The following is a 12,947-nucleotide window of genomic DNA, read 5'->3' on the forward strand; positions in this document are numbered from 1 at the left end:
TGAAGACAGTCGCATTCGGGCTTTTCGGCGGCGGGCTGTTGCGCCCGTCTGCCTATCCGCGGCGGAACAGTGCCTCGGCGGCCGATTTGGTGTTGTCCTTGGCCTTGAGCTCAGCCTCCAGCCTTGCGATTTCGTCGCGCAGGATGCCGATGCGCTCCGACAGTTCGCCGACGGAAAGCAGCGACAGATCCTGCCCGATCTCGTGCGGCCGTGCCTTCTTCTTGGGTTCGTCGTCGAAGATCGCCATCGTTGCTCCTCCTCCGCCACACCAGATTGGCCATTTGCCTGATTTGGCAATCAGCATACATAGGGCAAGGGCGTCGATGCAAACAGCCGGTAAGAATGCGGCGAGGAAGACGGGAAACTCCATGGCGAGCGGACAGAAAATTCCGGCGAGGATGACGGCAATCGCGATCTCGGAACCGGGTGGCCCACGGGTGCTGAAACCGGAAACGCGCGATGTCCCCTTGCCCGGCCCCGGCGAGATCCTGATCAAGGTGCATGCCGCCGGCGTCAACCGGCCCGACGTGCAGCAGCGCAAGGGCGCCTATCCGCCGCCGCCCGGTGCATCGGACCTGCCGGGCCTCGAAGTATCTGGCGAAGTGGCTGCCCTTGGCGACGAGATATCGCGCTGGCGCATCGGCGACCGGGTGTGCGCGCTGACCCCCGGCGGCGGCTATGCCGAATATGTCAAGGTTCATGCCGGCAGCGTGCTGCCGCTGCCCGCCGGCTTCACCCACACGGAAGCAGCGGCCGTGCCGGAAAACTATTTCACTGTTTGGCACAATGTGTTCGAACGCGGTGGCCTGAAGAAAGGCGAGACGCTGCTGGTGCATGGCGGCTCGTCCGGCATCGGCACGACGGCGATCCAGCTGGCTTCGGCCTTCGGCGCCTATGTCATCACCACCGCCGGATCCAGGGAGAAATGCGACGCCTGCCTGAAGCTCGGCGCCGACCGGGCAATCAATTACCGCGAGGAGGATTTCGTCACGGCGGTCAAGGAGGCGACGGATGGCAAGGGGGCCAATGTCATCCTCGACATGGTAGGCGGCGACTATGTCCAGCGAAACTACGAAGCGGCGGCGGTCGAGGGCCGCATCGTCCAGATCGCCGTGCAGGCTGGTGCCGTCGCCAGCGCGGATTTTTCCAAGATCATGGTCAAGCGGCTGACCCATACGGGGTCGACGCTCAGGCCGCGCACCGTCGAGTTCAAGGCGGCGATCGCGGCGGCTCTGGAGGCACAGGTGTGGCCACTGCTCGGCACGCGCAAGGTCGCACCCGTCATGGACATGATCTATCCGCTGACCGATGCCTGGCGCGCGCATGAGCGGATGGAGGAGGGCGAGCATATCGGCAAGATCGTGCTCGACGTCGGCTAGGACGGCGATATTCAGGCAAGGCCGGCCTGCAAATGATGGCTTCCTGCGCTTCCGGCCTCCGCCGGCCGAAGCACTCATGTGGGCGGTCGTGGCAGCCAAGGCTATGGCCGGCGTAGGCCGGTGCTCGCCTACGAAAAGTACGCTCCGCTCTGGTTCTCGGTATCAACCCAGTTTGGTCGCTTCGCGCCCGTCTTCGACTCCGACTCGGCCTGACCGGAATCTCGACACGGCCTGGGACAGCGCCTTTCGTCCCTGCCTACAAGATGAACAGAGGCTTAATGGTGCAATGCAGCATTTGCATCATTGCTATGCAAAATCGGCCGTTCAAGTCCTCATCGATGATCACTATCTGTGCAGCATCGAAACAAACACCCCATTCAGGAGGACTACCATGAACCCGATCCGCGCTTTCCGTAACTGGCGCATGTACAACGAGACCGTGCGCGAACTGAACCGTCTCAACGCACGTCAGCTCAGCGATCTCGGCATCAACCGCGCCGACATCGAGCGGATCGCCCGCCAGGCGATCTGATTGCAAGCATGATCCGGCCGCAGGGCCGGCTCATGTTGAGAAGTAGAGCCGTCGCAGACGTTCCCCGTTTCCGGTTCGAACCCGCTGGACCTTGTCCAGCGGGTTTTGTCTTTTTGGAGCCAGTGCAATTGGCGATTCCAGGAGCGGCGCGGCACTTGTGCGGCCTGCTCAAAAGTGCCTGTCCCCTACGCGCTTACCGGCTCTCGAACCCATCGGGGCGGCCGCGCTTCCAAAAACATTGCGAAACGGCAAGGGAACGGTTATACAGGCCGCGAATTTCCCATTTTGGTGGCTCTAAACCACCGCCCGCGCGGGAACGCGGGCGAACGAGAAGGATTTTTCTAATGGCCAATACGCTGTTGATGCCCAAGGCGACCGCCGTCTGGCTGGTCGACAACACCGCGCTCTCCTTCGAGCAGATCGCCCAGTTCTGCGGGCTGCATCCGCTCGAGGTCAAGGCAATCGCCGACGGCGAATCGGCGCAAGGCATCAAGGGCATGGACCCGATCATGACCGGCCAGCTGACCCGAGACGAGATCGCGCGCGCCGAGAAGGACCCGAACCAGCGCCTGAAGCTTTCCGACCCCAAGGTGCGGGTGCCGGAATCCAAGCGCAAGGGCCCGCGCTACACGCCGCTGTCGAAGCGCCAGGACCGGCCGAACGCCATCCTGTGGCTGGTGCGCAACCATCCCGAACTCAAGGACGCGCAGATTTCGCGTCTCGTCGGCACCACCAAGTCGACGATCGAGCAGATCCGCGAACGCAAGCACTGGAATTCGGCCAATCTGCAGCCGATGGATCCGGTGACGCTGGGTCTCGCCTCGCAGATCGACCTCGACATGGAAGTCAACCGCGCCTCGCGCGGCCGCGAACAGGCGCAGCCGGTCGGCGACACGCTGCTGCCGGCGGCCCTGACCGAGCGGCTGGTGCCGGCCCCCGAAAAGCCGAGGGACGAGGATGCCGAACTCGACGCCAACGCCGTGTTCGCCAAGCTCTCGGCGCTGAAGTCGAAGAACGAAGATGCTGACGACGAATAAGGTCTGCGACAGTTCATGAAAAAAGCCCGCTTCGAGCGGGCTTTTTTATTCCATATGCTATCTCAGCTTCGCGCCACGCGGTCGGGCGCCATGCCGTAATCCTCGCTGCGCTCCACGGCCCGGTAGAAGTCGGCAAGCTGCTTGCCGCGCTCCGGCTTGAAGATGCGGCCGGCGATCACCACCGAGGCGATGCGGTCGATGCGGAAGGCGCGGAAGTCGTCGCGCATCTCGCACCAGGCGACCAGCGTCCACACCTTGCCCCAGAACCACAGGCCGAGAGGCCTGATGTCGCGCGCGGTGCCGCGCCCGGCCTCGTCGCAATAGTCGATGGTCAGCACCTGGCGCTTTTCGACCGCACGCTCGATCAGGTCGATCGCCTCGCGGGCGGCGTCGCTGACCACCCACATCGGTGTGTGGATCTCGGTGCGGGCGATGCGGTCCTTCTCGGCATCGGGCAGCACCGCGCCGATCTTGACCAATGCCTCGTCGGCGGCGCGTGCCATTGCGGCGCCGCCAAAGGCGCGCACCATGCGCGCGCCGGCAACCAGCGCCACGATCTCGTCACGCGTGAACATCAGCGGCGGAAGGTCGAAGCCCTCCCTCATCATGTAGCCGACGCCGGCCTCGCCGTCGATCGGCACCCCGGTCGACTGCAGGTCGGCAATGTCGCGATAGATCGTTCGCTCGGAAACCTCGAGCCACGTGCCGAGCTTCTGGGCGGTGACCAGACGGCCACCCCGCAGATGCTGCACGATCTGAAAGAGCCTGTCGGCGCGGCGCATCGTTTGCTTCCCCAGTGTTGTTGCTAGGGCGGCTCCTGGACCGGAGCCGCTCCTGACGACATTCATTACGGTTTCAGTCCTTCGCGCTTGCGCTGCGCGGCGATGAATTCCGCGCCAAAGGACAGTTTCTTCGTTGTCGGCGTCCTCGCATCGAGCACGCGCCAGAAGGGCGCGATGTCGCTCGTAGTCATGCCGCGATCGAGGTCTTCCCTGGCGGCTTCGGCGACCGTGCGCAGATGATAGCCAATGGTCACCGGACATGTCACTTCGGCGCCGTGTTCGATGGCGAGCGCCGTGCGCAGCGCACGGACATCCATCTCGACGCCTTCGGGAATCGACCGGATGAAAGCGTCGACCTGGCGCGCGGTCGGCACCAGCATCGGCTGGCCCTCGACCACGTCACCCACCGTGCGCGGCGTTGGTTTCACGCCGTTGGTGCCAGGCGTGTTCAGCCTGTCGTTCCAGCTTTTCATCGGTCGTTCTCTCGGCTGGCCATGCGCATTATCTCATCGTTGCACATCCCTCCTGACAGCATACTGTCAGGAGGCTTCAGCATATTCCCTGGCAAACAGCGTCCGCATCTGCGCGAGATCGGCGCCTCGCTCGGGATAGAGCGTCTTCAGAAAGGCAAGGGCAAAGGTGCCGGGCGCCGAACCCGGCGCGGAGACGATTTTGCCGTCGGCGACCGCGTGCGGCACGTCCTGATAGTTGTTGTCGCCGGCATAACCGGCTTCGTGTCCGTTGATCCAGTCGCGGCCATTGCTGGTATGTTTGGCTTGTTCGAACATGCCGGCGCGGGCCAGCGCCAGCGTGCCAGCGCAGATGCCGCCGACGACGCCGCCGCGCGTTGCAACGGCATTGAGCAATTGAGCGACATCCGGAGGTGTTTTGCCCGCCCACTGGTCGGAACCGATGACGGCGACTGCGTCAAGATCGGCATTCTCGTCGATGCCGGCCGAGCGGTCGGGCGTCAGCCGAAAGCCGCTTATCCCGGTCACCGGCTTGCCTCCAGGGGTCAATGACACGGCACGAGCACCGAACCACTCAACCGCCGAGGCGGCCAGCAATCCATATTCCCAGTCGGCAAAACCTTCGATGAAGACGAAGCCGATTGTCTTCTGATCAGGCATAAGCTCGCTCCGTCCCCCAGCGCGCCGCAGCTATATCTGGGCATTGCCGCGCCCATGTCCAATATCGATGTCGAAAAATTCGCCTCAATTGCCGCGAGAGCGACGTTCCACATACATATCGGGCCAGCCGATATCCTTGCGGATGTCCGCGGGCAGCGCGTTCATGAAACGCTGCGTGCGAATTTCGTTGCGCATGGTGCGAACCTTGCCAACATAGTGCTGCATGCCGCGCAGGATGGTGAAACCGTTCATGGCTATTCTCCTCTCTCTAACTGGATGCAGTATCGCACACCCCTCCTGACAGCAGTCTGTCAGGAGGATGGCAGGGCGCGCGGCGATCGTTCCGGCTGGCGGAAATTGTCCCCGGCCGTGATCTTCGACCCAGCCTTGCGGATGAGGGATTGTTCACGCCGGGGTGCCTATGGAGCCGACACTGTTCAATTCACGGCGACGAACTGTCAGGATAGGCGGCCTTCAGCGAGGTGACCGCAGTTCTGATATGAAGGGAGAAAATTCTTCCCCAAAACCAGGGAGACGACCATGAGCCTGCAACTGACAGGAATCCACCATCTGACCGCCATCACCGCCAACGCACCGGGCAATCTTCATTTCTATACGAAGGTGCTGGGCTTGCGGCTGGTCAAGAAGACGGTGAACCAGGACGACACGTCGGCCTATCACCTTTTCTATGCCGACGGCGAAGCGACGCCGGGCACCGACCTCACCTTCTTCGACTGGCCGGTTGGCCGCGAGCGGCGCGGCACCCACAGCATCGCGCGGACCAGCCTCAGGGTCGGCAGCCCGGAGAGCCTGGCCTGGTGGAAACAGCACCTGGCCGGCGAAAACATCGCGACAGGAGAGATTGCCGACATCGGCGGCTACCCGTCGTTCGATTTCGAGGATCCCGAAGGCCAGCGTCTGCGGCTCGTCAGCGATGGCGGCAAGGGCGGCAGCCATCCCTGGGCGCAAAGCCCGGTGCCGGCCGAGCATCAGATCCGCGGGCTCGGGCCGATCGTCATCAGCGTCCCCGACATCACCAACACCGAGACGGTGCTGACCAGGGTGATGAACATGCGCAAGGCCCGCGACTATGCTTCGCCGGATGGCGAAGGCCAGGTCCATGTCTTCGAAATGGGCGCTGGCGGGCCGGCTGCGGAGCTTCATGTCGCCGTGCAGCCCGGGCTGGCTCCCGCAAGGCAGGGCGCCGGTGCGGTTCATCATGTTGCCTTCAGGGCGCCGGACCAGGAGACGCTGCATCAATGGACCGCCCGCCTGGCCGAATTCCGCCTGCCGTCGAGCGGCGAGGTCGAGCGCTATTACTTCCGCTCACTCTATTTCCGTGAGCCCAACGGCATCCTATTCGAGATCGCCACGGACGGGCCGGGCTTCACCGCCGACGAGCCGCTGGAGACGCTGGGCGAAAGCCTGGCCCTGCCGCCGTTCCTCGAACCGAAGCGCGCCTCGATCGAAGCCGGCCTCAAGCCGCTGAAGTAGGTCGTCCTCCCAAAACGGCGGGCGCCGCGGTCCGGTTGGGGAACGCGGCGTCCGTTCTTTCTCGGCTTTGACAGCGGGCCGCGTTGCTGGTCAAAGGCGGCATGACGAAACTTCTCGCCCTTGTCATCGTCGGCTTCATGGTCATCCAGCTGATCAAACCGATCGGCTGGCCAGGGCTCAAGCGCCGCGGCGATTTCTGGAAGCTGGCGCTGCTGGCCATGGCCGCGATCTCACTGGCGGCCGTGCTCGGGCATTTGACATAGGTCTGCAGGCCGCATCGGCCGTCGGTGTTCAGCTGGCGAGCACCAGGTCGACGAGATGCGCGGCCCAGGCGCGGTAGCCCGCCTCCGAGGCGTGGAAGCCGTCCGAGGCGAAACCCTGTTCGGGATTGGTGATCGGCAAGCGCGGGGCCGGCACCGCGCCGCGTTCAAGGCAGAGCCGTTCACCCATCCGGTTCATTGCGGTGGCGCGGATCTCGAGGATCTTGCCGAGCAGCGGCGGCATGGCCGGCGCCCGCGTGAACTCCAGCACCGGCGACCACACGACGCGTGCCTCCGGCCATTTGGCGCGCAGGCCGTAGAGCAAGCCGCCGAACTCCTTCTTGAAGCGCGGCACCGAATGAAAATTCTTGGTATCGTTGGTGCCGATGGCAAGCACGATATGCGTCCACGGATCGGCCGACAGGTTGGGCAGGACATGGTCGCGGATCTGGCCCGATGTCGCCGAATTGAAGCCGGCGGCGCGCCAGCGCACGGCGCGGCCGGTGCGCTGCGAGATCAGCACGGCGAGCTGCGCGGCAAGCCCGTCCTCGGAATTGCCGATGCCGACCGAGGCGGCCGAGGAGTCGCCCAGCACCAGAAGCGAGATACCGGGCGCCTTGCCGGCGAGTTCGTGCATGACCGGTCCCTGTGCCGGCAGCATGCGCGTTGTGCGGCGGCGCACGCCGAGCCCCTGCCAGACATAGACGGGGAAGGCGAGCCAGGTGAGAGAGGCCGGGAAGCGCATGGCGGAACCGTGGAATGATCTGCGGCAGGCTTAGCGCATGTTTGGGCCGAGGTGAACGGATCCTTGCATCGCCGGCCGGTACCCTAAGGGCATTCATCGCCCCGCAGCGACCTGTTCCCGTATTCATCGTGCAGTCGCACCCAGTCCATGAAGGTCCCGTAAGGACCGGTCTCGTCACGACCTTTCGGTGCAATGTCGAGATACTGATAGGCGCCGATGAACTGCTCGCTGCCGCGGGCGCGCGACATGAAGGTCAGGAAAATGTCACCGGTTTCGCCCTTGTAGAAGACAGTGGTGCCGGGCAGGTCCTTCGACGTCAGCACCGGTGTTTCGAAATTGTAGACCGCTTCGCCGGACGCGATCTGCTTGTCGGTGAAGGACACTTGCATATCGAAGTTGAAGTCCGACGCATAGGAAGAGACCCAGTCGAACGTCCAGCCCATGCGCTGCTTGTAGGGCTGCAGCTCGGCCAGCGGCGCCCGCGATATGGAGACAAGCGACACGTCACGATGCCTGAGATGCCGGTTGGCGCCGTCCATATGGTCGGCGACGAAGGCACAGCTTTCGCAGTGATGGGTGGAGCCTGGCGCGAACACGAAGTGATAGACGATCAACTGGCTGCGGTTGGCGAAAAGATCGGCCAGTTTCATCGGCCCTTGCTCCGTCTCGAAGACGTAGTCCTTCCTTACTTTCAGCCATGGCAGTTCCCGCCGCTCGGCCGCGACACGCTCGCGCAACCGCGTCAGTTCCTTCTCACGCGCCAGATGCGCCTTGTGCGCCTGGAACCAGTCTTCGCGTGAAACGACCTTGTTGCGATGCATGAACCTCTCCCTGTCTCTCATCCCAAGGACGTTCGGGACGAGCGCAAACCGACACCACCGGCAACGCCCAGAGGAAATAGGGATGAGGAGGTCTTCCCCCAAATCGCGGATAGGAAAAACCCGGGCGCGTTGGCCCGGGTCTGAACGGGGATGGAAAAGCTGGGCTCAGGCGGCCTGTTCGAGGCCAGGCTTCCATTTTCCGAGCGCAGCCAGATAGTTCATATGGGCGCGATGGGTGAAGGCGGCCTGGCCGGCGGCGACGTTCGACGCCTTGCCGCTCCATGCCTTCTGCGGGGCAGCCTGCAGCGCACGGCCATAGGAGAAGGTCAGCTTCCACGGATGCGGACCGATGGCATTGATGGCGTTGAGGTTGGCGGTTGCCTCCTCGTCCTCCTGGCCGCCGGAGAGGAAGGCGATGCCCGGGACCGCCGCCGGCACCGTCTCGCGGAACAGTTTTATGGTCATCTCGGCGACCTTTTCGGGACTGTCCACCGTCCCCGACTTCTTGCCCGACAGGACCATGTTGGGCTTGAGGATCGTGCCTTCGAGCACGACGCGCGCCGCATGGAGTTCATCGTAGAGCTTGATCAGCGTCGCCTTCGAGACCTCGTAGCAGGTGCCGATGTCGTGGGCGCCGTCCATCAGCACTTCCGGCTCGACGATCGGCACGATGCCGGCTTCCTGGCAAAGGGCGGCATAGCGGGCGAGCGCATGGGTGTTCGCGCTGATCGAAGTGGCCGAAGGCACGCTCTTGCCGGTATCGATGTCGATCACCGCGCGCCATTTGGCGAAGCGGGCGCCGAGCTTGTAGTAGTCGGCAAGGCGCTCACGCAGGCCGTCGAGGCCCTCGGTAACGGTGTCGCCGGGAAAGCCGGCGAGCGGCTTGGCGCCGGCATCGACCTTGATGCCGGGGATGGCGCCTGACGCCTTGATGATGTCGACCAGAGGCGTGCCATCGGCGGCCTTCTGGCGGATGGTCTCGTCATAGAGGATGACGCCGGAGATGTACTTGGTCATCGCGTCCTTGGCGCGAAACATCATCTCGCGATAGTCGCGGCGGCTGTCGGCGGTCGATTCGACGCCGATGACATCGAAACGCTTCTTGATGGTGCCGGAACTTTCGTCGGCGGCCAGCAGGCCCTTGCCGTTGGCCACGATCGCGGCGGCTATGTCTTCGAGACGTTCGCTCATCATGCTTCTCCTGAGAGGGGTTCGTTCCGCGCTTAACGGAAGTCTACCGCCAAAGGAATGGCATCGGAAAGCTCGAATCGATTGAAAGTCCCGGGCGTCTCTTTGTGTCGATCGCCTTGCTTGTTCCAGCCGCATGTCTGCACCGCCAGGCGTTTCCGCCTGGCTGCAAAATGCGCTTGAGTCTCGACGCAATTCCCAAGGGAAAGCGCTACGCGCTTTTCCCGGGAAAACCGTCTCACGCTTTTGCTGGAATTGCTTAGCGCTTCAGCACGTCGACGCCTGGCAGCGGCTTGCCTTCCATCCATTCCAGGAAGGCGCCGCCGGCGGTCGAGACATAGGTGAAGTCATCGGCGACGCCGGCGTGGTTGAGCGCCGCCACCGTATCGCCGCCACCGGCGACCGAGACCAGCTTGCCGGCCTTGGTGCGCGCGGCCGCGTGTTTTGCCGCCGCCACCGTGGCGTGATCGAACGGCGCGATCTCGAAAGCGCCGAGCGGGCCGTTCCAGACCAGGGTCGCGGCGCGGTCGATCCATTCGCCGATCGTCTTCACGGTCTTTTCGCCGACATCCAGAATCATGCCGTCGGCCGGCACGTCGGCGATGGCAACAGTCTCGCAAGCGGCGCCGGCCTTGAATTCCTTGGCGACGACGCCGTCGACCGGCAGGATGATGGCGCAGCCGGCCTCGGCCGCCTCGATCATGATCTGCTTGGCGGTGGCGGCAAGGTCATGCTCGCACAGCGACTTGCCGACATCGGTGCCGCGCGCGGCAAGGAAGGTGTTGGCCATGCCGCCGCCGATCACCAGCGCGTCGACCTTCTTCACCAGGTTCATCAACAGGTCGATCTTGGTCGAGACCTTGGCGCCGCCGACGATGGCGACGACCGGGCGGACCGGATTGCCCAGCCCCTTCTCCAGCGCTTCGAGCTCGGCCTGCATGGTGCGGCCGGCAAAGGAAGGCAGCAGATGCGCCAGCCCTTCAGTGGAAGAGTGGGCGCGGTGCGCCGCGGAAAAGGCGTCGTTGACAAAGATGTCGCCATTGGCGGCGAGCCGCTCGCTGAAGGCCGGGTCGTTCTTCTCCTCGGCCTTGTAGAAACGGGTGTTTTCGAAGAGCAGCACGTCGCCCTTGTTCATGGCCGCGACGGCACTTCCCGCTATGTCGCCGACGCAATCCGAGGCAAAGCCGACGGGGCGGCCGAGCACCTCGGCCGTCGCCCTGGCGATCGGCTCCAGCGAGAATTCCGGCGATGGCCCATCTTTGGGCCGGCCGAAATGGGCGAGCAGGATGACCTTGGCGCCCTTGCCCGACAGTTCGGCGATGGTCGGCGCGATGCGTTCGATGCGGGTGGCGTCGGTGACCTTGCCGTCGGCGACGGGAACGTTGAGGTCGACGCGCACCAGCACGCGCTTGCCGCTGATGTTGCCGATATCGTCCAGTGTCTTGAAGGCGGCCATGCGGGTTCCTTTCCTCGGAAAAATCGCCGGGACCATACCCCGCATCGGTGACGATGCAAGGCTTTGGCCGCGGCGCGGTGCGAAATTTTGAGGCGGGCGCGAACATAGTCCGTGAAGATCGCCCCCCGCCGCCGGGGCAAGGCAAACGATCGCTCTTTTCAGCTCCCTGTCGTGGCCCTTTCGACCGGCGGCTCGGGCGGCTCATCTTTTTGGGCTGCCGCCTCCTGCGTCTCGGTCGGCTTGCGCCAGTTGCGGATGAAGGCGCTGAGACGGTCGCCCATCTCGCCCGCGCTCAGGAACACCGGTACCCGCGCCACCGGCGCGGTCGGCTCGAAGGAAAGACCCAGACCCGTGATCCTGCCCTTGTCGTCGACATCCCTGACGATCAGCTCGATCGAGCCGATCAGCACCCGATCGGCATATTCGGCATGGCCGCCAAGCCGCGCCGTGACCAGCGCGCCGACGGTGAGCTTCTGCTCCGCCTCGGTCAGGCCCGGAGCGTAGGCTGCCTCAAGCTCGGCGGCGGAGCGCGCCGGGTCGACGGCGAAGGCGCCGAAGAAATCGGCGTCTTCCGGGTCGACCACCGCGCGGCTGGCGAAAAGCTTGTCGAGCAGGCGCGGATAGCGGTCCGGCACGAAGATGTAGACCTGGTCGCCGGCGGCGAGCCGGCCCATGTCCTGAAAGCGCATCGAGCGGCCGTCGCGCAGCACCAGCGAGGGCCGCGCCCAGCGCGGAATGCGCTCGCCGCGCGCCACCGGGCTGCCATGCGCCACGCGATAGGCAAGGAGCTCGTGGTGGGCGGAGCCGGGGAGTTCGAGTTCGACCTTGTCCAGCGGTCCGAGGCGCGCCGGCACGATGAGGCCGAGGCGACGCGCCAGCGGGCCGACCGTCCAGCCCTGGATGACAAGCGACACCAGCACGATGATGAAGGCGGCGTTGAAGATGGTGCGGCCGTTCTCAAGCCCGCCAAGCAATGGGGTGATGGCGAGCAGGATCGAGACGGCGCCGCGCAGGCCGACCCAGGAGACGAAGGCGACTTCGGGGCGCGGCAGGCGGAACGGGATCAGGCAGAGCCAGACAGCGATCGGGCGGGCGACGAACATCAGGAAAAGACCAAGCGCTATCGCCGGCACCATGATCGCCGGAAATTGCGAAGGGGTGGCGAACAGGCCAAGGATCAGGAACATGATGATCTGCGCCAGCCATGACATGCCGTCCTGGAAACGCTTGAGGATGGTGACGGCGCGGATGTCGGAATTCCCGGCAATGAGGCCGGCGATATAGACCGCCAAGAAACCGGAGCCGCCGACGGCGCCGGCGGCGGCGAAGACCATCAGCGACAGCGTCAGCACGAAGATCGGCAGCAGGCCGTGGTCGAGATTGAGCCGGTCGACGAGACGCACGATGGCAAGGCCGCCGAGTGCGCCGAGGATGGCGCCAAGGCCCATATTGACGAGGAAGCCGAGGATCAGGCTGGTGACCAGGACATTGGTTTCGGGGTTGGCGTGGGCGGCGATGACCTCGACCAGGGTGATGGTCAGGAAGATGGCGATCGGGTCGTTGGTGCCGGATTCCACTTCGAGCGTCGAGCGGACGCGCTCGCGCAGATTGATCTCGCCGGCGCGCAGCAGGAAGAACACCGCCGCGGCGTCGGTCGAAGCGACGGCGGCGCCGAGCAGGAAGGATTCCAGCCAGCTGAGGTCAAGCAGATAGTAGGCGGCCGCGCCGAACAGGCCGGTGGTGAGAAGCACGCCGAAGGTCGCCAGCGAGAGCGCCGGGCCTGCCGCCTGCCGCAAGGCGTTGAGCGGTGTACCGAAGCCGGAATCGAACAGGATGACCGCCAGCGCCAGTGAGCCGGCAAAATAGGCGATGCGGGCATTGTCGAATTCGATGCCGAGGCCGTCGGTTCCGGTGGCGAGCCCGATGCAGAGAAAGAGCAGCAGGAGGGGGGCGCCGAAGCGGAAGGCGATCAGGCTCGAAAACGCGGCGGCGACAACGAGCGCCGTGCCGACCAGCGTGACGAGATAGATCGCATGCTCCATCCGTGATTTGCCCCTCGAATTCCTCTTTCTATCGATTTACGGGAGAGTGGGGCGAAGGCATGGCCAGTGCAAGGCGCGGGG

The 12,947-nt window shown here is 64.4% G+C and carries 15 protein-coding genes; 5 read left to right on the forward strand and 10 right to left on the reverse strand.

Features of this window, described 5'->3' with window-relative positions; genetic code table 11:
* Positions 1 to 52: 52 nt before the first annotated feature.
* Positions 53 to 247, reverse strand: a complete 195-nt coding sequence (locus CK226_RS22965) for a DUF1192 domain-containing protein (RefSeq protein ID WP_027047479.1) — start codon at positions 245 to 247, stop codon at positions 53 to 55.
* Between the two features lie 121 nt (positions 248 to 368).
* Here CK226_RS22965 and CK226_RS22970 point away from each other — a divergent pair, with 121 nt between their 5' ends.
* The 3 genes from CK226_RS22970 to CK226_RS22980 all read left to right on the forward strand — a co-directional run bounded on the left by CK226_RS22970 (position 369) and on the right by CK226_RS22980 (position 2,948).
* Entirely contained in the window at positions 369 to 1,379 is a 1,011-nt protein-coding gene (locus CK226_RS22970) for an NAD(P)H-quinone oxidoreductase (RefSeq protein WP_095787989.1), read from the forward strand.
* 391 nt (positions 1,380 to 1,770) lie between these two features.
* The gene (locus CK226_RS22975) at positions 1,771 to 1,911 is read left to right on the forward strand and encodes a DUF1127 domain-containing protein (RefSeq protein ID WP_064987068.1); all 141 of its coding nucleotides are present in this window, start codon (positions 1,771 to 1,773) and stop codon (positions 1,909 to 1,911) included.
* Between the two features lie 344 nt (positions 1,912 to 2,255).
* Positions 2,256 to 2,948 carry a DUF1013 domain-containing protein gene (locus tag CK226_RS22980; protein WP_095772126.1) on the forward strand — a complete coding sequence of 231 codons (693 nt, stop codon included), beginning with the start codon at positions 2,256 to 2,258 and terminating at the stop codon, positions 2,946 to 2,948.
* 62 nt (positions 2,949 to 3,010) lie between these two features.
* Here CK226_RS22980 and CK226_RS22985 read toward each other — a convergent pair whose 3' ends face one another.
* From CK226_RS22985 to CK226_RS23000, 4 genes are all read right to left on the reverse strand, one after another.
* Positions 3,011 to 3,730, reverse strand: coding sequence for a YafY family protein (locus CK226_RS22985; protein ID WP_095201249.1), 720 nt, complete (start codon positions 3,728 to 3,730; stop codon positions 3,011 to 3,013).
* A gap of 65 nt (positions 3,731 to 3,795) precedes the next feature.
* Positions 3,796 to 4,203 carry a hypothetical protein gene (locus CK226_RS22990; protein ID WP_095787988.1) on the reverse strand — a complete coding sequence of 136 codons (408 nt, stop codon included), beginning with the start codon at positions 4,201 to 4,203 and terminating at the stop codon, positions 3,796 to 3,798.
* 66 nt (positions 4,204 to 4,269) lie between these two features.
* Positions 4,270 to 4,860 (reverse strand): type 1 glutamine amidotransferase family protein, encoded by a 591-nt coding sequence (locus tag CK226_RS22995; protein WP_095793139.1) that lies wholly within the window; start codon positions 4,858 to 4,860, stop codon positions 4,270 to 4,272.
* 84 nt (positions 4,861 to 4,944) lie between these two features.
* Entirely contained in the window at positions 4,945 to 5,112 is a 168-nt protein-coding gene (locus CK226_RS23000; RefSeq protein ID WP_095787987.1) for a hypothetical protein, read from the reverse strand.
* A 288-nt stretch (positions 5,113 to 5,400) separates the two neighbouring features.
* Between CK226_RS23000 and CK226_RS23005 the strand changes: the two genes are divergently transcribed.
* Positions 5,401 to 6,354: a ring-cleaving dioxygenase gene (locus tag CK226_RS23005; RefSeq protein ID WP_095793140.1), complete on the forward strand. Its 954-nt coding sequence runs from the start codon at positions 5,401 to 5,403 to the stop codon at positions 6,352 to 6,354.
* A gap of 101 nt (positions 6,355 to 6,455) precedes the next feature.
* Positions 6,456 to 6,617: a hypothetical protein gene (locus tag CK226_RS23010; protein WP_080512074.1), complete on the forward strand. Its 162-nt coding sequence runs from the start codon at positions 6,456 to 6,458 to the stop codon at positions 6,615 to 6,617.
* 28 nt (positions 6,618 to 6,645) lie between these two features.
* Here the strand turns inward: CK226_RS23010 and CK226_RS23015 are convergent, their stop codons facing one another.
* The 5 genes from CK226_RS23015 to CK226_RS23035 form a co-directional block, all read right to left on the reverse strand.
* Entirely contained in the window at positions 6,646 to 7,359 is a 714-nt protein-coding gene (locus tag CK226_RS23015) for an SGNH/GDSL hydrolase family protein (protein ID WP_095793141.1), read from the reverse strand.
* An 83-nt stretch (positions 7,360 to 7,442) separates the two neighbouring features.
* Entirely contained in the window at positions 7,443 to 8,180 is a 738-nt protein-coding gene (locus CK226_RS23020; protein ID WP_095793142.1) for a thioredoxin family protein, read from the reverse strand.
* Positions 8,181 to 8,345: 165 nt separating this feature from the next.
* Positions 8,346 to 9,371, reverse strand: a complete 1,026-nt coding sequence (locus tag CK226_RS23025; RefSeq protein WP_095793267.1) for a class I fructose-bisphosphate aldolase — start codon at positions 9,369 to 9,371, stop codon at positions 8,346 to 8,348.
* A 256-nt stretch (positions 9,372 to 9,627) separates the two neighbouring features.
* The gene (locus tag CK226_RS23030) at positions 9,628 to 10,824 is read right to left on the reverse strand and encodes a phosphoglycerate kinase (protein WP_095793143.1); all 1,197 of its coding nucleotides are present in this window, start codon (positions 10,822 to 10,824) and stop codon (positions 9,628 to 9,630) included.
* Positions 10,825 to 10,982: 158 nt separating this feature from the next.
* On the reverse strand, positions 10,983 to 12,866 hold the full coding sequence (locus tag CK226_RS23035; protein WP_095793144.1) for a potassium/proton antiporter: 1,884 nt from the start codon (positions 12,864 to 12,866) through the stop codon (positions 10,983 to 10,985).
* Positions 12,867 to 12,947: the final 81 nt, after the last annotated feature.

The organism is Mesorhizobium sp. WSM4311 (genome assembly GCF_002295115.1).
Classification (GTDB): domain Bacteria; phylum Pseudomonadota; class Alphaproteobacteria; order Rhizobiales; family Rhizobiaceae; genus Mesorhizobium.

What these genes read in the sequence shown, in the direction of transcription:
- CK226_RS22965 (WP_027047479.1), bottom strand. Translation starts at nt 247, where the DNA reads ATGGCGATCTTCGACGACGAACCCAAGAAGAAGGCACGGCCGCACGAG.
- CK226_RS22970 (WP_095787989.1), top strand. Translation starts at nt 369, where the DNA reads ATGGCGAGCGGACAGAAAATTCCGGCGAGGATGACGGCAATCGCGATC.
- CK226_RS22975 (WP_064987068.1), top strand. Translation starts at nt 1,771, where the DNA reads ATGAACCCGATCCGCGCTTTCCGTAACTGGCGCATGTACAACGAGACC.
- CK226_RS22980 (WP_095772126.1), top strand. Translation starts at nt 2,256, where the DNA reads ATGGCCAATACGCTGTTGATGCCCAAGGCGACCGCCGTCTGGCTGGTC.
- CK226_RS22985 (WP_095201249.1), bottom strand. Translation starts at nt 3,730, where the DNA reads ATGCGCCGCGCCGACAGGCTCTTTCAGATCGTGCAGCATCTGCGGGGT.
- CK226_RS22990 (WP_095787988.1), bottom strand. Translation starts at nt 4,203, where the DNA reads ATGAAAAGCTGGAACGACAGGCTGAACACGCCTGGCACCAACGGCGTG.
- CK226_RS22995 (WP_095793139.1), bottom strand. Translation starts at nt 4,860, where the DNA reads ATGCCTGATCAGAAGACAATCGGCTTCGTCTTCATCGAAGGTTTTGCC.
- CK226_RS23000 (WP_095787987.1), bottom strand. Translation starts at nt 5,112, where the DNA reads ATGAACGGTTTCACCATCCTGCGCGGCATGCAGCACTATGTTGGCAAG.
- CK226_RS23005 (WP_095793140.1), top strand. Translation starts at nt 5,401, where the DNA reads ATGAGCCTGCAACTGACAGGAATCCACCATCTGACCGCCATCACCGCC.
- CK226_RS23010 (WP_080512074.1), top strand. Translation starts at nt 6,456, where the DNA reads ATGACGAAACTTCTCGCCCTTGTCATCGTCGGCTTCATGGTCATCCAG.
- CK226_RS23015 (WP_095793141.1), bottom strand. Translation starts at nt 7,359, where the DNA reads ATGCGCTTCCCGGCCTCTCTCACCTGGCTCGCCTTCCCCGTCTATGTC.
- CK226_RS23020 (WP_095793142.1), bottom strand. Translation starts at nt 8,180, where the DNA reads ATGCATCGCAACAAGGTCGTTTCACGCGAAGACTGGTTCCAGGCGCAC.
- CK226_RS23025 (WP_095793267.1), bottom strand. Translation starts at nt 9,371, where the DNA reads ATGAGCGAACGTCTCGAAGACATAGCCGCCGCGATCGTGGCCAACGGC.
- CK226_RS23030 (WP_095793143.1), bottom strand. Translation starts at nt 10,824, where the DNA reads ATGGCCGCCTTCAAGACACTGGACGATATCGGCAACATCAGCGGCAAG.
- CK226_RS23035 (WP_095793144.1), bottom strand. Translation starts at nt 12,866, where the DNA reads ATGGAGCATGCGATCTATCTCGTCACGCTGGTCGGCACGGCGCTCGTT.